The 20706-nt window shown below is 32.1% G+C and carries 15 protein-coding genes; 5 read left to right on the top strand and 10 right to left on the bottom strand.

The window, feature by feature from the left end; all coding sequences use genetic code 11:
* Positions 1-129 precede the first annotated feature (129 nt).
* A complete protein-coding gene (locus tag C1634_RS10405; protein ID WP_103233705.1) occupies positions 130-441 on the top strand; it encodes an NIL domain-containing protein in 312 nt (103 codons plus the stop codon).
* Between the two features lie 216 nt (positions 442-657).
* On the opposite strand, the gene murA is transcribed toward C1634_RS10405, so the two are convergent.
* Positions 658-1965: a UDP-N-acetylglucosamine 1-carboxyvinyltransferase gene (gene murA, locus C1634_RS10410; RefSeq protein WP_109738376.1), complete on the bottom strand. Its 1308-nt coding sequence runs from the start codon at positions 1963-1965 to the stop codon at positions 658-660.
* Positions 1965-2648, bottom strand: coding sequence for a DUF4290 domain-containing protein (locus tag C1634_RS10415; RefSeq protein ID WP_103233704.1), 684 nt, complete (start codon positions 2646-2648; stop codon positions 1965-1967). Before C1634_RS10415 ends, murA begins: the two co-directional genes overlap by 1 nt.
* A 187-nt stretch (positions 2649-2835) precedes the next feature.
* Here C1634_RS10415 and C1634_RS10420 point away from each other — a divergent pair, with 187 nt between their 5' ends.
* A complete protein-coding gene (locus C1634_RS10420) occupies positions 2836-4275 on the top strand; it encodes an alpha-amylase (protein ID WP_109738377.1) in 1440 nt (479 codons plus the stop codon).
* Positions 4276-4466: 191 nt separating this feature from the next.
* On the opposite strand, the gene C1634_RS10425 is transcribed toward C1634_RS10420, so the two are convergent.
* Positions 4467-4877 carry a thiol-disulfide oxidoreductase DCC family protein gene (locus C1634_RS10425; RefSeq protein ID WP_103233923.1) on the bottom strand — a complete coding sequence of 137 codons (411 nt, stop codon included), beginning with the start codon at positions 4875-4877 and terminating at the stop codon, positions 4467-4469.
* A gap of 4 nt (positions 4878-4881) precedes the next feature.
* Positions 4882-5349, bottom strand: coding sequence for a heme-binding domain-containing protein (locus C1634_RS10430; protein ID WP_103233922.1), 468 nt, complete (start codon positions 5347-5349; stop codon positions 4882-4884).
* A 445-nt stretch (positions 5350-5794) separates the two neighbouring features.
* On the opposite strand from C1634_RS10430, the gene katG reads away from it, so the two are divergent.
* Positions 5795-8074: a catalase/peroxidase HPI gene (gene katG, locus C1634_RS10435; RefSeq protein WP_103233921.1), complete on the top strand. Its 2280-nt coding sequence runs from the start codon at positions 5795-5797 to the stop codon at positions 8072-8074.
* A gap of 71 nt (positions 8075-8145) precedes the next feature.
* Here the strand turns inward: katG and C1634_RS10440 are convergent, their stop codons facing one another.
* The 3 genes from C1634_RS10440 to C1634_RS10450 all read right to left on the bottom strand — a co-directional run bounded on the left by C1634_RS10440 (position 8146) and on the right by C1634_RS10450 (position 10969).
* Complete coding sequence (locus C1634_RS10440) at positions 8146-8577, bottom strand: transposase (protein WP_103233920.1); 432 nt, start codon at positions 8575-8577, stop codon at positions 8146-8148.
* 364 nt (positions 8578-8941) lie between these two features.
* Positions 8942-9700, bottom strand: a complete 759-nt coding sequence (locus tag C1634_RS10445; RefSeq protein ID WP_103233924.1) for a sterol desaturase family protein — start codon at positions 9698-9700, stop codon at positions 8942-8944.
* 273 nt (positions 9701-9973) lie between these two features.
* Positions 9974-10969, bottom strand: a complete 996-nt coding sequence (locus C1634_RS10450; RefSeq protein WP_103233919.1) for a helix-turn-helix domain-containing protein — start codon at positions 10967-10969, stop codon at positions 9974-9976.
* Between the two features lie 584 nt (positions 10970-11553).
* Between C1634_RS10450 and C1634_RS10455 the strand changes: the two genes are divergently transcribed.
* Both C1634_RS10455 and C1634_RS10465 read left to right on the top strand, forming a co-directional pair.
* The gene (locus C1634_RS10455; RefSeq protein ID WP_109738378.1) at positions 11554-13332 is read left to right on the top strand and encodes a fibrinogen-like YCDxxxxGGGW domain-containing protein; all 1779 of its coding nucleotides are present in this window, start codon (positions 11554-11556) and stop codon (positions 13330-13332) included.
* A 340-nt stretch (positions 13333-13672) separates the two neighbouring features.
* Positions 13673-13993: a transposase gene (locus C1634_RS10465; RefSeq protein ID WP_103233916.1), complete on the top strand. Its 321-nt coding sequence runs from the start codon at positions 13673-13675 to the stop codon at positions 13991-13993.
* 414 nt (positions 13994-14407) lie between these two features.
* On the opposite strand, the gene C1634_RS10470 is transcribed toward C1634_RS10465, so the two are convergent.
* The 3 genes from C1634_RS10470 to C1634_RS10480 form a co-directional block, all read right to left on the bottom strand.
* The gene (locus C1634_RS10470; RefSeq protein ID WP_109738379.1) at positions 14408-17794 is read right to left on the bottom strand and encodes an HD domain-containing protein; all 3387 of its coding nucleotides are present in this window, start codon (positions 17792-17794) and stop codon (positions 14408-14410) included.
* 384 nt (positions 17795-18178) lie between these two features.
* Positions 18179-19273 (bottom strand): reverse transcriptase domain-containing protein, encoded by a 1095-nt coding sequence (locus C1634_RS10475; protein ID WP_103234101.1) that lies wholly within the window; start codon positions 19271-19273, stop codon positions 18179-18181.
* A gap of 188 nt (positions 19274-19461) precedes the next feature.
* Positions 19462-20706 carry a phosphoribosyltransferase-like protein gene (locus C1634_RS10480; RefSeq protein ID WP_103234102.1) on the bottom strand — a complete coding sequence of 415 codons (1245 nt, stop codon included), beginning with the start codon at positions 20704-20706 and terminating at the stop codon, positions 19462-19464.

Consider the following 20706-nt stretch of genomic DNA (forward strand, 5'->3'; position numbering starts at 1 on the left):
TTTTATATTAAATTTTAAAAAATATTAGTCTACTAATTTGGTGGACTAATATTTTTTTATATTTTTGTCACAGATTTACATGCAGAGAGCAATATGATCTGATAATGTTTAACCCAAAAATGTTTAGCGATGATTACACCTAATCCTGGCCTGCAGGTTTTACAAAACAAAATAAACCTGCCTAAAAAAGAATTGTTATTAGAAATAGAGTTGAATGGCAAAATGAAATTTGAACATTTGATGAATACCATCTATAATCAATTGGGCATCTGCCATAGAGTGTTATCAGCAAACATAGAGTATATGAACGGATATAGTTTTGGTTCAGTACAATTATATATTAATGTCAATTCAGAAGATTTCCATCAGCTTGAAGTCTATCTGAATAAAAATAAACTTATCAATACGACAGTAGAATATACCTGCAGAACCTATTTTTAAGTGAGATTCATATAGTTTTAATTACCCAAAGTGTCTGGTTCTTTTACCAGGCACTTTTTATTTTATACTAAAGCAAATTAAAAAAAAACTTATTAATCGGGAGAAAATTTCCCTCCCCCCGGAGGGGTGGCGAAAATTCAAAAAATTTTTGACGGGGTGGTTAAATAAAAAAAGCGCTCAGATTACTCTGAACGCTTCTATATTAAATAAATAATTTTAAATTCTTTCGATATCAGCACCAATAGCTTTCAATCTTCCATCGATATTTTCGTATCCTCTGTCGATTTGTTCGATATTGTGGATAATAGATTTTCCTTCTGCAGAAAGAGCAGCAATAAGAAGTGCATTTCCAGCTCTGATATCTGGGGAAACCATGGTAGTTCCTCTTAATGGAGCTTCCTGATTCAACCCGATTACTGTAGCTCTGTGTGGATCACACAAAATAATCTGAGCTCCCATGTCAATCAATTTATCAACAAAGAATAATCTGGATTCAAACATTTTCTGATGTACCAGAATACTTCCTTTTGCCTGAGTCGCTACCACTAAAATAATAGATAATAGATCCGGCGTAAATCCAGGCCAAGGCGCATCTGAAATCGTAAGGATAGAACCGTCAATAAATTTCTGAATTTTATAATGTTCCTGAGCAGGAATGTAGATGTCATCACCACTTTGCTCAAGCTCGATTCCTAATTTTCTGAATGTATTCGGGATTACTCCAAGCTGGTTCCAGTTTACATTTTTAATGGTGATTTCAGATTTTGTCATGGCTGCAAGACCAATCCAAGACCCAATTTCTACCATATCCGGAAGCATAGTGTGCTCAGTTCCTCTAAGGTGTTCAACACCTTCAATCGTAACAAGGTTAGAACCGATTCCTGAGATATTAGCCCCCATTCTGTTCAGCATTTTACATAATTGCTGAAGATATGGCTCACATGCCGCGTTGTAGATTCTTGTTTTTCCTTTTGCCAAAGCAGCTGCCATTACAATATTGGCAGTTCCAGTTACGGAAGCTTCTTCCAAAAGAATGAATTTCCCTCTTAATTCTTTAGCCTTTAAAGAATAAAAATATTCCTCTTCATCATATTTGAATTCAGCACCTAATTCAACAAGTCCCTGAAAGTGAGTGTCCAATCTTCTTCTTCCGATTTTATCACCTCCTGGAGTAGGCATATACGCTTCTCCATAACGAGCCAGCATTGGTCCCATCAGCATAATAGATCCACGTAATTTTGCTCCGTCCTTTTTGAACTCGTTGGATTTTACGTAATCGAAATTAACCTGATTAGCCTTGAAAGTATAATCTCCCTGTCCGTTTTTAGTAATTTTTACTCCAAAATCTCCCAGAATTTCAATCAGTCTGTTGACGTCATGAATATCAGGAATATTTTTGATTCTTACTTCTTCGTCCGTAAGGAGAACCGCACATAAAATTTGTAGAGCCTCATTCTTGGCTCCTTGTGGAGTTATTTCGCCCTGCAATCTTTTTCCTCCTCTTATCTGAAATGTTCCACTCATTACTTTCTGTTTTTATGATTGTTATTATGCCTTCTTTTATTAGGCTGGTTGCTGTTGTTATTGTTTTTATTATTGCTGTTGTTGCTGTTCCTATTGTTGTTATTGTTATTATTTCGGTTGTTGTTATTGCTGGTGTAATAGATTTTACTTTTTTCAAGAGATTCTATTCCCGTCAGATCCAACCTGTTTTCAGACAGTTCTTTCAGGTGGCGGAAAATAACATCGTCCGTCACATGTTCTTTATTATAGACATTATAAGATTTCTTCATATTGTTGGCAATCACTTCGATAAGGGCTTCTTTTTCGTCACCCGCTTCCAGTTCGATTGCTTTTTCTATCAATTGAAGAATACTTTTTCCGTAAAACTTAAAGTCACCTTGAAGTTTTGGATATTCCATTCTTTTAGGTTTTTCTGCCAATTGTTCCATTGTAGGGAACGGATAAGGAGAATCTACATCCAGATCATGATTAGCAAGAATAAAAAGATGGTCCCAAAGTTTATGTTTATAATTTTCCTCGTCGCGAAGTTGTGGGTTTCTCTGACCCATAAAATCGATGATTGCCATAGCCATTTCGTTCCTTTCCTCTTTGGTAGGAAGTTCTTTGCAGCGCTCAACCAACTGTTGTATTATTCTGCCATATTCTGGCATATTAAGCTGAGTTTTTTGGGTATTGTATTCCATAGTATGCAAATATATGGATTAAAAGAAAAATTGCTTCGAGAATCTGAAAAAATTATGATTTTTTAATGAAAACTTCAAATGACTTTCTTCTTGATTTATTATTAAAAATTAAAATATATCCCATTCATTTGAATTTGTTTTCAATAAAATTGTATCTTGTTTAATAGATTGATAATTAATTATTACGATGAAAAAAACACATTTTTTCCTTTCCCTACTGGCTTTAGCATTAGCTAACTCATGCCAGAACAGTGATGAATTTATTATGGAATCTTCCAAGCAGGAAGAGGTTCATAACAAAACGGTAAATGTAACCCACCATGACGGACGTCCTTTCAGTACAGGAACCAGTTCAGCATCTGCACAGAGTAAATTCGTAGCCGGTCCCGGTGGCGGAGTGATGATGCAGGGCTTTTATTGGGACGTTCCTGAAGGAGGTAACTGGTGGAATACCGTTAAAGATAAACTAACTGCCTGGTCCAATGCAGGAATTGGTGCCGTATGGCTTCCTCCAGCTTCAAAAGCACAAAACGGAGCCTACTCAATGGGATATGATCCTACAGATTACTATGATTTCGGAAATTTTAATCAAAATGGAAGCACCGAAACCCGTTTCGGATCAAGAACCGAACTGGAAGCATTGATTACCAAGGCGCACTCAGAAAATATGCAGGTGTATGCAGATATTGTGATCAATCACAACAGCGGCGGTCAATCGGAAGCCAATCCTTTTACAGGAACCAATACGTGGACTGATTTTTCAGGAGTTGCTTCAGGGAAATTCCAGAGAAACTACAATGATTTTTATAAAAATGCCTACGGAAATAATGATGAAGGAGCTTTTGGAGGCTTTCCGGATATGTGCCACTCCAATCCACATGTTCAGGACTGGCTTTGGGGAAGAGATGATTCTGTCGCCAAATATTATAAAAATGTAATGAAATTCGATGGCTGGAGATTCGATTATGTTAAAGGTTTTGGTCCTTGGGTGGTCAATACCTGGAATTCAAAAGTAGGAGGGTTTTCTGTCGGAGAATTATGGGATTCCAATGTGAATACGCTGGAGTGGTGGGCGAATAATGCCAACAGTTCCGTTTTTGATTTTGCAGCCTACTATAAAATGGATGAAGCTTTTGATAACGGAAATTTAAATGCTTTGAATGATGACATGATGTGGAAAAGAAACCCATATAAAGCAGTCACTTTTGTAGCCAATCATGACACGGATATTATTAACAATAAAATGCCGGCCTATGCTTATATCTTAACACATGAAGGGTATCCTACCATTTTTTATAGAGATTATGAAGAATGGCTGAATAAAGAAAGATTGAACAATCTGATCTGGATTCATAATAATAAAGCCACCGGAACCACTTCTATTTTATATACCGATAACGATGAATATATTGCAAGACGTAACGGATACAACGGCAATCCCGGGTTAGTTGTTTATATTAATACTTCATCAAGCTGGCAGGAGAGATGGGTGGAAACCAATTGGAGCAGCCAGCAGATCAAAGACTTTACAGGAAGTTCAGGCTGGTATCCAACAACACAAGGCGATAAATGGGTGAAAATCCAATGTGCGCCAAATTCTTATTCTGTTTGGTCACTGAATTTATAAGCAATGAGCAATCAATGATGAGCCATGAGTGAATTGAATAAACTCCAATCTGTTCATTGATGCATCAATTTTATCATTCCGTAGGAATTCACAAATGGCTTTTTAAAGCTAAGTTAGTTGAGCTTCTTACGGGATGATATTTTATACGAGATTATTAATAGTAAGGAAATCCTTCTTCGAAACAAAGAAAATTAGACCTGGATAAATTTTTTCTTCTGATGCTGATCCGGTAAATAACATTTCTGATTAGCCAGCTTCATTCTGTTTCTGGAAATAACATCATACATTTTATCACTTAGAAATCGGGGAATAATTTTTCCAATGAAGGAAAGGGTATACACTCCTCCCAACAAGTTAGCGATTTCCAGTATAGCTCTTGATTTGATCTGATAATATCTGCCGGGTTTCCATAGATACATTGTATTGAATACATTTGTTTCCAATCCTCTTTCAGATAAAAACTGCTGCCCGAAGTCAGATTGAAGGGACGCAAACATGAATTTATCTTTCTTATCTCTCTCCAAAATCCATTGCACCCAGAAATTACAGACTCCGCAATCTCCGTCAAAAAATACAATATGTTTATTTTCCCAGTTTTCCACGACTTTATTTATTAAACATGATTCCTCTTTCAGTATCTTCTTTTACTTTTTTGAAATATTGAATAAGACTTGTACGCTGTTCATCCGATAACTTGGCGTTCTGATGCCCCAGATAATAAGACTCAAGCGGCATTTCTTTTTTTTCAACCATTTCTATACATTCTTCCAGTTTATGAAGCTGTCTTTGAGGTTCATATACTGCAAAGGTAGAAAAATTAAGATGTTTCCTTCCTTCATTGATGTGATTTTTTACCCACCATGAAGCTGGGGAGATATTGGCATACCATGGATATGTGGTTTCATTGGAATGACAGTCGTAGCATGAAGTTCTGATGATACGGGCAATTTTGTCCGGAGTATTTTTAATTTTCAGAAAATCCATACCGGGTGTAGGAGGTGGATTCGTCTTGTCGATGGGGAAAAACTGAATAAGGATAAAGGCAACGAGAATGATAACAATTATTTTTTTCATAGCAGATGTTCATGTTGGTCATGATAAAGGTAGCTAAAATTATTTTTTAATATAGATTGATTTGAAGAAGGTGAGTTCTACAGAATGAAGTTCCGGAAATAATATTCTTTTACTAATTTGTATGCAAAGTGATAAGCTATTTTTTCGGCTATCAATAAAATTCCGTTTTCCAGTTTTGCTCTTCCCTTTTTCATTAATGCTTACGTTGAGTAATTCTAAATTGCGCTGTATACTGCTGTTTTTATTTAAGTTAATCTAAAAAATCACTAATTTAATACCACAATTATGTCTTGGTTTTCATGAGGTAGGAAATATTTATTTATAGTTTTTAACTATCGTTGAAATAAAAATTAATAGATTGTATTTATCATTCAAACATTGTAGGTTTGTCATGTTCTTACAATAAAGAATTTAAACTGTATTAATCAATATAAAATAAACGACAATGGAAAAAGATTTGAATGACATCAGTAAATGCCCGTTTCACAACGGAACAATGAAGAAGAATGTAGCTGGGGGCGGTACTCAGAATTCTGACTGGTGGCCTGATCAGCTTAGAGTAGATCTTCTGCGCCAGCATTCTTCCCTTTCTGACCCTATGGATAAGGATTTTGACTATGCCAAAGCATTTGAAAGCCTGGATCTGGAAGCGGTAAAACAAGACCTTCATGCATTGATGACAGATTCACAGGATTGGTGGCCGGCAGACTTTGGCCATTATGGACCTCTTTTTATTCGTATGGCCTGGCACAGCGCAGGAACTTATCGTGTAGGAGACGGTAGAGGGGGAGCAGGAGCTGGACAGCAGCGTTTTGCGCCTTTAAACAGCTGGCCGGATAACGTAAGTCTTGATAAAGCAAGAAGGCTATTATGGCCAATCAAGCAAAAATATGGTAGAAATATTTCCTGGGCAGACCTTTTGATCCTTACCGGAAACATTGCTTTAGAATCAATGGGCTTTAAAACATTCGGATTTGCAGGAGGCCGTGCAGATGTTTGGGAACCAGATTCCGATATATATTGGGGATCAGAAAAAACATGGCTGGGAGGCGATGTTCGTTATGCTCATGGTTCAGAAGGAGTAGTTGAAGGACATTCGGCTGTTCTCCCTACCGATGATAATGCAGACGGAGATGTTCATTCAAGAAATCTTGAAAATCCATTGGCCGCTGTACAGATGGGGCTTATTTATGTAAATCCTGAAGGCCCGGACGGAAATCCTGATCCGATTGCAGCCGCTAAAGATATCCGTGATACTTTCGGCCGTATGGCAATGAATGATGAAGAAACTGTAGCCTTGATCGCCGGAGGACATACTTTTGGTAAGACTCACGGGGCTGGTCCTGCAGATCATGTAGGTAAAGAACCTGAAGGAGCAGGAATTGAGCAGCAGGGATTAGGATGGTCAAGTACTTATAAATCAGGAAGTGGAAGAGATGCCATTTCCAGTGGTCTGGAAGTGACATGGACAGAAACTCCAACTCAATGGAGCAATTATTTCTTTAAAAACCTTTTTGAAAATGAGTGGGAACTGACAAAAAGCCCTGCCGGAGCTCACCAATGGGTAGCAAAGGATGGAGCAGATATTATTCCTGATGCATTTGATTCTTCTAAAAAACATAAACCAACAATGCTTACAACAGACCTTTCATTGAGATTGGATCCTGTTTACGAAAAAATATCAAGACACTTTTACGAAAATCCTGATGCATTTGCAGATGCATTTGCAAGAGCATGGTTTAAACTGACGCACAGAGATATGGGACCACGTGCCCGTTACTTAGGACCGGATGTACCACAGGAAGAACTGATCTGGCAAGATCCTATTCCCGAAGTAAACCACGAATTGGTTGACGAGAATGATGTAGAAGGATTGAAATCAAAAGTTTTAAATTCTGGATTAAATAATTCTGAGCTTATATCTACAGCATGGGCTTCTGCTTCTACGTTTAGAGGAAGTGATAAGCGTGGTGGTGCCAACGGAGCCAGAATTAGATTGGAGCCTCAAAGAAATTGGGAAGTGAATAACCCTGCACAACTGAATAAAGTAGTAAGTGTATTGGAAGGAATTCAAAAAGAATTCAACGATTCTCAGAGTGGAGGTAAAAAAATATCATTAGCCGATCTGATTGTCTTGGCAGGGAATGCCGCTGTTGAGGTGGCAGCAAGAAATGCAGGTCAGGATGTAAAAGTTCCTTTTTCACCAGGAAGAATGGATGCTTCTCAGGAACAAACCGATGTAGAATCCATGGGATATCTTGAACCGGCAGCTGATGGATTCCGTAATTATCTGAAAAGAAAATATACAGTATCTACAGAATCTTTATTGATCGATAAAGCACAGTTATTAACGCTTACTTCTCCTGAGCTTAGTGTATTAGTAGGAGGAATGCGTGCTTTGGATACGAACTTTGACGGTTCTAAACATGGGGTCTTTACCAGCCGTCCGGGAGCTCTTACCAACGACTTCTTCGTCAATCTTTTAGATATGGGAATCCAATGGAAGGCTATGTCAGACGATAAAGAATTATATATGGGAAGCGACCGCTCAACAGGTCAGCCAAAATGGACAGCAACCCGTGCTGATCTTGTTTTCGGATCCAATTCTGAATTGAGAGCGATTGCAGAAGTATACGGAAGCGCCGATGCACAAGGGAAGTTTGTGAAAGACTTTGTAGCTGCATGGACGAAAGTGATGAATCTGGACAGGTTTGATCTGGTTTAATAAACAAAAATGAAAAATGGAAAAGACAGCAGTGATGCTGTCTTTTTTATTTTAATTTAAAATGATATCAATTAAATATCATTGTTAAGTTCGCCATCTTTCGTAATCCATTTGTATAGAGTTGTCTTAGGTATGTGATATTCATCTATAACTTCGCTTCTTGTCTTTTTTTTACTTTTTATCAAGTCTAAAATAAAATCTATTAATTCTTTAGTGTATATATTTTTACGAAATTGAGGAAGCCCTTTTTTTAAGGTATTTTTTTTGACATGGGTTTGAGGGGCATATAGAATTAAGTGTTGACTATATAGTCTGAAAAAATCATATTCAAGTAATTTACTCCATTTTAAAAGTATCTCAGTATCTATATTTTTATCATTATATATATCTTCAATTTCTTTTTCATTTATTTTCATGAAAGAACATATCCGGTCTGGATTAATACCTAAATATTGAACTCTTTTTTTTATTAATTCACCGATATTAATATTTTTATATTCCATTATTAACTAATTATGAATTGATGTGTAAAATGTAGATAATTGTGTTTATATTTTGTCTCCGATGCAGGGTTTTAATTAATTTTTGAGGGAGGGATCCTGCACCGAAAAATTAATAAAGATAAAACTGCACATCTATGAAATGAGAATCTTTACTAGAACAGAATTGTGTTTGTAGAATCGTTTATCTAATTATTGTCTAAAAGTTATATGTATAGTTTTCATCATTTTTTTATATTGAATTCCATTCATTAATATCTGAAAGCTTTTCTGAGTTTAAATATTATATGTAATGTGTTTCTGCGGAATGATTTGATAGTGCAAAAGTATAAGTGTAGATAAATGAGTAAAGCATCTACAAATGCATTCATTGAAATCTTCTATTTTGAATTTCATTGTATACATTTTCATAGTTTGCATATTCTGTACCTAACATTTTGTCCCAAAATCTGAAATATAACCCATAATTTCCTGTAAATTTAGAATGGTGCAAATTATGATAGGTAGATGTAGTTATTATATTAAATAAAAAAGAATTTCTAAACCACTTTGGAGCAATTTCATAACCTAGATGTCCATATGCATTAATAATTAAAGAGGAGACAAGAAAGAGTAATAAACTTATTGGATGAAATGGGAGTAGAATTATGATTATTGGTACAATAAGCGCTTCTCCAATTGCTTCTAAGAAATGGAACGAATATGATGCGTATGGAGTCGGATTGGTTGATTTATGGTGTGTTAGATGGGCATATTTAAAAATACTTTTTATATGAAGTAATCTGTGTAGCCAATAAAAATAAGTATCATGAATTACTAAACCTATTATAAAAGCCCCTGGAATCCACCATAGTGTATGTTGGTTAATATCTGTATACCATTTGGTGTATTTTACCAAATCAGTATTAATAACTGTAACAATTATTAAGGACATAACAAATGTAGATAGTAGTGAATTTGCTATCTCTCTCTTAATGTCACGACTATTTAAATTTTTTTTTTGAATCTTAGACTCTTTTAGTGCATTACTGAATATTTTATAGCAAATTATATAGAAAGTACTTGCTATAAAAATGTATTCTAAAGTAGAAGTTGTATATGCATTAATTATTTCTTTTGGATCCATATCTTGTCTCATTTATGAAAACGGAAAGAACTGATACTCAATATAGCTCTTTCCGAAAAAATATAATAATAAAATCTGAAAATGCTAGTAGTTTACGGATGTACTACTAGAAATTAACTTATTTCTACTTGCAAAGATATGTTCCCTGATAAATCAGAAAATAGGTATATAAATCAAATTCAATAAAATCATTTAAACTTATATTGATCTGTTTATTAATTATTTAGATAAGTTTTTAGTAATTATTTATGTGGTGTTTGTAATGAATAGTAATTATTTTCTGATTTCATTGATCTTCTTTTGAATATAATCAGAAGGGGTAACACCTTCAATTTGTTTAAAGACACGATTAAATGTGGATTGATTAGAGAAACCTGCTTCAGTATAAATATACATCAATGTTGTCTTTTGTAAGTCAACTTCGTCTAATAATTTTTTAATGTAGTTAACCCTGTAATTGTTGATATAGCTATTAAAATTAGAGTATCCCTTATTGTGAATTGCTTTTGAAATATAGTGATGATTAATATGTAAAGCGGCACTTAATGAAGAAAGGTTAAATTTGCTATCCTTGAAGTATGAGTTTTTTTTCATGCTTTCATCAATTCTATTGAAAATATTTTCCAAAAAATCATTATCTATATCGTTGTTTATCAATTGCTTTTCCCTTTTTTTTGCTTTATAAGGGGAGATCTTTATTTTACTTCCTTCCAGTTCTAATCTTATTTCCTGTTTTCTTATTAAATCCTTATAATATACTAATAGACATACGATCAAAATATTTGATATAAAAAGAAGGACATCTGTAACAAGTATTTGTGACTGTGAATATTTTTGAAAATTAAATGAAAAATTTTCTGCAATAAGATAAATGATAATGACTAATAATATTAAATATCCAGTATAGATTATTGTTTGTTTTTTTTGAAAGAAAATATGAGCGCCTAAAGGGATTGGTATTAGCCAGCATAAACTTGCAACAGAGCTCTTCCAAAAAAAAAGAGTAATATAAAGGTTATATAAAGGAGCTGTTATTAAATAGATATGTACAATTAATTTTATTGGATATCTTTTTCTTACAATAATATAACCATAAGATAGAAAGAATATTCCGCTTACTAAATATATAATAACTGTTTTATTATACATATATAAATAGAAAATGGAAACATAGACAATTAATAAGGTTATCATTAACAATACATATTTATCTAATAATTCTCTTTTCAATCTGTCAATGTTATCAATTATATTTTTTTTTGCAGTCATTTTGTTATTTTGAAAGTTATTTACTGGTAAATGATTTTGTTAATAAGCTGAATAATAGAGTTTTAAATACTTTAAGTTATTTTGCTGTTTTTGACTTGTACTCTATTTATTTGATTTGTTTTTCAGCCTACATTTGCACCTGTATATGTCTTTCAAAAAAAAACTCTATTTGGAAAAATTGCAATGCAAAGATATAAACATTAAAAATTATTTTAAAAATTGTTTTAATTAAATTATTTGTTTATCATCATTTTATTATGATTAATTTGATTTTAAGTTTAAATAATTAATAAATAATCATATTTAAATTTATTTCAATGTGATTATTGTAATTCGTTTCTTGGGTTTCATATCTGGTGGTATATCTGGAAAAATAAAGGAGATTATAAATTCAGTATTTAAGAAAACACCACTGTCATAGATTTCTAAATTTTAATAAGAAAATACACTATAATAAAATGCAAAATCCATTTGACAAAAAAGAAATGTCATTATTAAGGCCCCCTCCCTTTACTAATAAAATAGTATTTAATAGTCTTTCTTCGGACTATAAGAAATTAATTTAAATTAAAAAAAAACAAAAAATGAAAAAATATATATTACTCGTTTTCGTAATGATGATGGTTCCCTTTCAATTGGTTGCTCAAGTGGGAATTAATACAACTAGCCCAAATAGTAAATCTGCACTTGAAGTTGTTTCTAAAGATAAAAATACAGGAACTTTGTTAACTCGTTTAACATCTGCTGAAAGAAATGCTATCACTGGATTGACAACTACAGAAGATGGATTGACGATCTACAATACCGATGAAAAATGTTATAACTATTATCAGGCGGTTAACGCAACATGGCTAAGCCTTTGTGGTACTTACAAACCGGCTGTTTATACTGTAGACTGTAGTAAAATAAAGGTTTTTGGAACTTATACTCAAGGTACTTCCCTTAATGTTAGTAATTATATCACGATGCCGGTTACGGTTACAACAGCCGGAACTTACCATATCATTGCAAAAACAACCAACGGTTACTATTTTGAAAAGTCAGGAGTATTTCCGAATGCCGGAACTTTTACCATTTCATTAGCTGGTTCCGGAGCTCCTAGCGCAGGGCCTCAGACAGATACTATATCTTTTGAATATGATGGAATTATTTCTACTTCATGTACGTCAGTAACTGTAGCGGTAAACGGTTCACAAATCAGTTATGGCATTACCTGTGGCAGTGCAACTGTAAACGGAACCTATAATGCACAAACTGTTTTGGATTATGCTACCAATACAGTGACTATACCTTTGTCTAATGTAGATACAGGAGGGCAGGTAACTATCATTAGTTCATCTAATAACGGTGTTAATTTCACAGATACAGAAACGATCACAACAGGAAGCTCTTCAATAACCCTTCATGGTTCCGGAACTCCAACAAGCGCAGGTGTATTTACTTATACTTTTACGACTAATGGTGCCAATTCACAAACCTGTACATTTTCTGTAACATTTGATACTACCAAAGGTACTTTCGCAGATCCTGCAGACAGATGCTTAGATATTTACAATCTTGGTAAAAGAACAGATGGGGAGTATTGGATCAAGACTGGTTCTTCAGATGTTACACCCATCAAAACCTATTGTGATATGACTCATGGTGGTTACACCCTCCTTTGGTCATTCTCTGAAAAGACTGCTTATACAGGCGGCGGAATTTATGGCGCTGCTAATTCTATGGATATTTCTGGTAATTCTACTGGTGCTGCCTTATTTACTAACTCACCGCAAAATCTTGTTACAGCTTTAGCTGGAGTAATGAATTATGCCAGCTACAGAATACCTCTTACAGCAATGCAAAATTCCAAGAGTGCTACTTTGGGGGATTATAGAGTTCAAATTACCAATAATCCAACCAATATGAATGATAGCTGGGGTAATAATAACTTTTTCAATGCAAAACCAATATCTGGGTATGATTATATAGTTAATAATTCATCAACTTGTGAGCATCCATATGTTCCTACTATGGGTAAGATTTTTGGATATGTTTATGATGGCCGTACCAATAATGCTACTTATAATAATGTTGCTACAGCAGGAAGATCGTGTCCTTATATTAATAGTGGCTATACTTCTCACTGGGATGCAGGAGGACGTATCTCTGGTATGATAGTTGCGCCTGACGGCACTTCTATAAACGCAAATACTTATAACAATATGTTCGGATATTTTGGTGAAGTTCAAGGTAACCATCATTTCGGGAAGTGTACTACTGACGATAATAGCTTTACAACAGTCACTTGTGCTTCAGGTAGTTTGAGACCACATTCTTTTAATAGTGGAGAAGGCAGATACTTACAGTGGTATGTTAAGTAAATCTTATTCTTTAATCTATTACTATACATTCAAAGATGATAAGCCCGGTAATTTTATCCGGGCTTCATTTTCGCCAAAACTGAGAAGTTTAAAAATATCAAAATATGAAGGGTAATGAGTTTCAAAATTTAATAGGATTGTGTAAAAAAGAAATAGTATTAGGATTTGGAAGTGAGTTTAATCATTATCCTGCTGATGTATGGACGTATTATTTGAATTCAAATTGTATAGGTATGAAAACATATTTAATCATCTATTTCAATAATGAGATAGTAGATAGTGTGAAGATGGTAAAACGATTTGGACGAATTAAGTTTTAGAAAATATAAATATGTAAATTATGATAAAAGGCCCCAACTATAAAAAAATATATACAGACATGGTGCATGCTAAATATCCAAATAAAATTGAGGTGTGTGGTAATATTTTAAATAAAAAATATATGAGTATTCTTGATGTTATTACTCTAAATAAAATTTTATTCGAAACGGATAACGAAATCACTAATCAAAAATTGAGATCATATGATGAAAAAACTGTCTTGGAGATTCTTAGTTATCAGAAGAAAAATAAATTAAATAATATACAAACTGCAATGCATTTTAAATTAAGCCGTAATACCATTACTAAATGGAAGAAATTCTTTTTTGTAAAGGAATAATTTATTTATAATGAGATATTTACTAAGCAGTTCTGAATATTAGAAATTGGTTAATATAATCTTAAAAGAAATGAAACCAAACAGAGAAATCATAATTGCTTGTACTGAGTATCGTATGACACAGGAAAGGTAGAATTTTTTTAACTAGCTCGTTATTATTTTTGTTTGTGAATTGATGGGGAATTTCCATCGATATATATAACAAAAAAAACTAATTGATTAAAAATAAATTAACCATCTAATTGTTAGATGGTTAATTGTAGTCAATATAGAGCAAATGTCGAACCATCTTCTGGTAGATTTAGAGACTTGGTTAGGATTTTCGCCAATATAATAATAAAAGTTATTATTGATTTAGCGGTTTGTCAGTCTGATAAATAGTTTTAGTCATAATTGGGTAATGAGGAATGTTATTTAACTCAAAACTGTAGGGTAATCGTCATTTAATTCAGAATCATCAATATCATAAAAATTAAAAAATTGACAGTAATCATCATCTCCAATATCTATAACTGTATTTTCAACAAAATTATCAAATGTTAGACATTGTAATTTTTGATAATTTTTTATTAGGTTATTAGAAATTATAATTTCATTAATTTCTTCAATGTTTTTATTAATTTCTTTTAAAGAAAATTTCTCGTAAAAATAGTCGTCAGAATTAAAAAATGGCAATTCAAACAACTGATCTATTAGTCTAGCCCATTCAACTATTATTTCATCTTTATTTTCTTCATAAATTAATATACATGCTAAAATTCTTAATATTTTCTTTGTGAAATTATGTGAAGAATTTAATACAGTAACTCCATATGCTATGCATTCATTATATGGAGCTTGAAATAAGCCAATTTCAGGAAGTTTATCAATTTGGAATATAGCAGTTATCTCATATGAAAGTGTATTAAATAATAACTCTGTATTACTATCTGTAATAGCATCAATTTCAGTTGCAGCAAGATAAACAACATCGATGTCATGCATTAGTACATTTTGTTCGCTTGGAACAAAAATCGATTGGATGAGAGCTGGAGAACCTATGTTAGGAGATGAAATGAACCTGTATGAATGGAATTTATGAGTTCTTTCAATGTAAAATGGTGCCAGTTGACTGGACAAAATCACTTGAGCAGACGAAGTATGTTCTAGATTTTTTTCTGGAAACATAATGTTTTGTAATACGAAATCCTCATTGTTCCAAATATGTAAATCATTTAATTCTATATTAGTTTCATTAAATTCTCTTAGTATTGCATCTTTAAACCAGTAGCTGTATTTTGGTTGGAAATAAACTGTTCTATCTTTCCAATTATTCCAAACATCAAATTTTATGTGACCATCACTTGTCATTAATAGGAATGGACAATTTTCTAATCCAATATTTTTAATGATTAAATCCAAAGGAATTCTATAAAAAAAGATTAAATAAGTGAAATATATTATACGGGCTTTGATATTTTTATCAAGCAACTGCTGGCGATTGAGATCGACAATATGAGAAAATAATTTTTGCGATATATCACTATCCCAGTATTTTTCTTTGCTTCTAATCTCTGTACGTGAAAGATCAGTATTCATAAAATCACCCTTTTGAAAGTTAATAAATACAAAAGGTACGGCGAACCGTTCGGATGGAAAATAAGATTGAAATCTAGCTAACTGTGCACTATAAGGAGAACCTTCAATTTTCGATGGCGGCTTAGCTTTAGGAAGTAAAATTCCATCCAATAAAACTTTATAAGCAATATCTGAATAAGAACTTGCTCCATACTTGTAATCATATGGCATAGTAGCAATATTATAACCCATCCACTCCTCGTCAATCTTTACTTTTTGTCTGTATTTCCCATGAATAATATGAAACTCAGCGTTGGGCCAGCTATTACCAGCCTGTCTAATTTTTATTGATGGATCTTTTGGCACTATGAAGTTAATAACACCTTGTTCTCCCTTAGAAGAAAGGTTATCTTCTATAATATATTGATCTATTTTAAAAATCTCTTTCGCAGTTTTTAAGCTTTGTGGTAGGAAAACTTTGCTGATATCTACAGAAGTTTGCACTGAAAAAATGTCAGACTCAGGATACTTACTTTTATAAGAATCGATATTTTCGTAAGGATTGATTATAACAGTTTTCTTTTGATTTTCGTTTATGATAATAGGAAATTCTACAACCCCTACTAAATTCTTTAAATAAGTAGTTATGTCTAGTTCTAGAGTTTTATTTAATTGACTTGTAATTTCATCATTACTAATAAAAATGGAAATTGTTGTACCTACTTTATCGTTGCTTGGAATATGCTTTGAAATTCTAAACTGTTTATCTACGTCGGGAATGTCAATATCAAGAACTTCAGAGTTTGGTTCAATTAACGGATCTTTTAATGTAACTATATTTACTTTATTCGCTATCATGAAGCAACTTAAAATTCCTACACCGAATCTTGAAATGGGATCTAGTTCTAAACCTAATCTTTTGAACTCATCACTATGATAGTAGCTTTTTCCTGCAACACTCAAATAATTTTCAACAATATATCTGTCCATTCCTATCCCATCATCTGTGAATATTATTTCTGTATTTTTCTCCTCATCCTTCTTTACTTCAATATTTATCTCTCCAAAAGATGACAAGGATATATTGTGTTTCTTTTCTATCCATTCTTTACGAAGTTTAATTGCATCAATACTATTTTGTAGTAGTTCTCTGATAAATACATATTTATCGCCCTTGTAAATTTCATCGCTTAGAACTTCAAACATTCTTTTTCTATCAAACTCAAACTTAATTGAAATTGGGTCAAAATCAATAGGAACTATATTCCACTTTATTTCAAAAATGTTTAGGTAATACTTCTTATCGTTCATTTCTTGTAAAAGATCGTTACAGCCTGACAATTGCTCCTTACAAAACGTATGAAGGTCTTCTAGAGCTGCAAAAACTCTAAAATCATCTGTTTGGCCATCGACTTGAATTATTCTCCCATTATTAAAATCTAAAGTTGCTAGAGAATTTATTGCATAATGTTTAGACCATTCCATTTTGGAGCGGATTGACTGAGGTGCTGTATATTTGTAAATCGTATACGGCGTTCTTTCGTTTGAAATATCAAATAGATCAATTAACCTAAGGTACAGAGTTATAGCACGTAAATTAACATTTTCACCACGCACCATGTAATTGGATGGATAAATTACACTATTTTTAATCTCTTTAAAATCTAACCAGTGCCCTTCACAGGTTCTTGCAGTAGCTTCTCCAATACCATTATCTATCTTTTTAAAATACCTTTTTACTCGCTCTGCGCTTCTTTTAGCATGAGTTAATCTTATATATTCTTGCCAAGCAAAATTGCTTATGTTATCCAAATTCTCGTTTAATCTTTTCAAGTGTTTTAAGAAATCTTGATTATCAAATCTTAAAAGCGAAAATTCTGATTTTTGTAGATCATCTTTAGTCAAAATTTCTTTTTTTTCAGCTTCAGAGACTGCCATTCCCCAATCATGCCCAAAAATTGAGAGGGATAATATTAAAAGTTCAGTGGCATTTAATGATTTGATTATTTTTGGTCCAAGAATCTCATCAGCTAAATTAAGTAATCGTCTAAGGTGATGTTCTTCATCATGAGGTGTATATTCTGGAAAATTTTGTACTATAAATTTAGCTTCTAGACTAACAACTTTCTTGAATTCAAAAAAAATATCTAAGTAATCGTTATGAACTGTCTTACCCATCGCTTTCTTTTTCAGCGATTTTAATATTATAGATTCTGAGAGAATTAGCTCGTCAAATTTATTCATTACGTATGGTTATTGTGTTTATAAATTAATCAATCAATTTACAAATATCTATAATCTTTTCAAAATAAATTTATAAGATAAAATTATATCGAGTAGAGCTCAAATAAATTTTAATTGAATATAATTTGAGTAATCTACAAGTTTTAATAATTGATCCTTATTTCTGACGAACACCAAGCCAGCTTGCGATTCAGAGTTAAGTGCAAACGTATAACTATTATTTTTTGTGAAAATATATCTATAAATTTTTCTTTAAAATAGATGAAAGTACACCTATTGGCTGTAGTGAGTGAAGATTTTTTAATTTAAATAAGAGCAGATTAGTAGTCATTTAGGAATTGACATTGAATTTGTTTAAGGCATTGGAATTAGGTTTACTTGGAATCATAATGGCCAAATTATTTTATTATAATCATCAAGAAGTTTTTTTGCATAGTCAGGTTCAACGGAATAAATGAAGTATATTTTTCCAGCCAGCCATTCTTTATAATAACCTATATCATCTTTCTGTATATGTGCTAGATGATTATTTACTCCAAAATTTAAACATCCGTATATATGCTTTTTTACTTCCTTTTTAAATTTTCTATGGACGTGTATATCATTTGAAACTGTAAGACCAGTAACCATTTGCAACCGCCCTTTTTTACTGATTTTTGCTTTGCTCCAATTAATTCTGAAACCTTCATCATTAATTATTTTATCTAATAAAGTAAAAGTTGGAACAGTACCGTAGTTACCAGAAAAAGTTAGGTCATCAGCATATCTAGAATAGTTCACTTTCAGCTTATCCGCTAAACTTGACATTCTTAAATCTAATCTTCTGGTAATTAAATTTGATAATATTGGACTTGTAGGAGCTCCTTGTGGTAAGACACATTCACCTTTTCTTACAATCTCATCATATAACCTTCGTTCATCAAATTTAAATGAACTTAAATATTCCTCCGGTAAGGCTACAGTTGTAAGCTTCGCAAAATCTAATGCTAAGTTTTTTGCATATCCTAATGATTTAAAAATACCATAAATTCTTCTTTCTGTTATTGAGTCAAAAAATTTAAACAGATCAATATTTAGTATCTCTTGTTGATTAGAATGTTTTTTAGCATTATCATAAATCGATTTTCCTTTTACAAATCCAGTGGCATTATCATGTATTTGAACCTTGTCAAGTATCTCAGTTTTTATGTAATCCTGAATACAACGAAGATTGTTATATGGCACAACAATTTGTCTGAATCCTTTCCCATTTTTTTTCTTTATTTGATAAAATTTGTATAATGAACTTCTAATGTTAATTATTTTAACAAGTTCATCATAATCTACATTTGCTAATAACGAAAAATGCTTCAATGAAAATATAACAGGTAAATCCTTCTCTAATAGATTATTTGCATAATCAACCGTTTCTTTAATAAACTCATTTGAATGATTTCTAAGTCTAGAAACTTTAATAAACAGATCTTTGTTAAAGGTCATAAAATATTTACTCTTTTTTGGATATATACCCGTGGTTGAATATTCTAATATATTTATGTTGTGTTGATGAAAAACAGGAAAGGAAAGAAGTGGAAAGGTTTTTCATCAAGATAATATAAAGTAGCTTTATTTATTACTTTGCTCAAGAAGCAAATCTTCTCTTACCACAGAGAAACAACTAAAATATTTTATGACCTATTAAAGAATTTTTCAGGAATATATAATCCTTTATTTTCCAAAGATACTATTTTTGTTTTATTTTGCTGTCTCTTACTAAGGACTAAATTATAATTTTGCATTCCTTTTTTCGAGACTTTATTATTATCATCAAAATATCCTAATAATTTCCCTTCTTTATAAATTTCTTCTAATGCATTCAAGGTTATATTCAAGTTTTGACATATTAACATATCGTTCATCTTCTTGATTTTAAGTCTTAAAACTGCTAAAATTTTAAAATTAATATTTTTAAAGTTACTCGATTCGAAATCTTCAGTCTCTCTAATTATTCCTAGCTCCTTTGCTATATTAAACCATATAACATTATTATTTCGAAATTCTTTAAATTTTGATATTTTAAATTCTGTACTTCTAGGAAATAGAGGAATCCAAGAATTTTTTGTCGACCAAATTATGGGAAGGGTATTATTAGGCGCAGAATGTTCAAAAACTATTAACGATTGAGAATTGCCATATCCGAGAGGATAATTAGAAGTAACTCTTGTTACTTTATCTTCTATTGAAAATAAACTTTCACCATATTTAATACAAAATTTTTTAATTAAAATCCTTTTTCTTCTATATCCAAAAACCGAATTAGATGATACAAATGCTTTTTGGTAAGGGGTGCCATAAATTTCAAATTTCTTAATATTTTTAGCGATTAATTTGATAGAATCAGACATATAAGCAATACATAAAAGAATAACGTTAATATTAATCACGCTTCTATTTTTTCTCAGCTGTTGCTTAACCACATAATTATAGAACGTAACAGTTGATTCTCCTGTACCAATAATATCATCAATAAGCAATAATATATCATCTTCCCTTAATTTACTTCGTAGAGTCTTTAGACTATCTAAGATTTTAATATATTTCTCGTTTAATTTAAAACACGGAGTTTTTTTTATATAGTACATTAAATGACTTCCACTTTTACCAAACTCACCTAAAAAACTTAGGTAAATGATCTTTTCAGGATATTTAATAAGTATCTTTTCCAAAAAGTCATTAAGCTCAGAAATAATTTCTTCATGAGAAAAATATTTGATTTTTTCGGAAACCTTTAATGCCTCTTCCCATTCATGCTTTTCAAAATTAGCTAACCAATTAATAATATCTAACTGTTGTTTGGAATTGCCCAATTTGACACAGATGTTATTAATTCTTTCTATTTCAGATGAAGAAAAGGGAAAAAATGATTTAGCCAT

It is taken from the genome of Chryseobacterium viscerum, from assembly GCF_002899945.2.
GTDB classification, from domain to species: Bacteria; Bacteroidota; Bacteroidia; order Flavobacteriales; family Weeksellaceae; genus Chryseobacterium; species Chryseobacterium viscerum.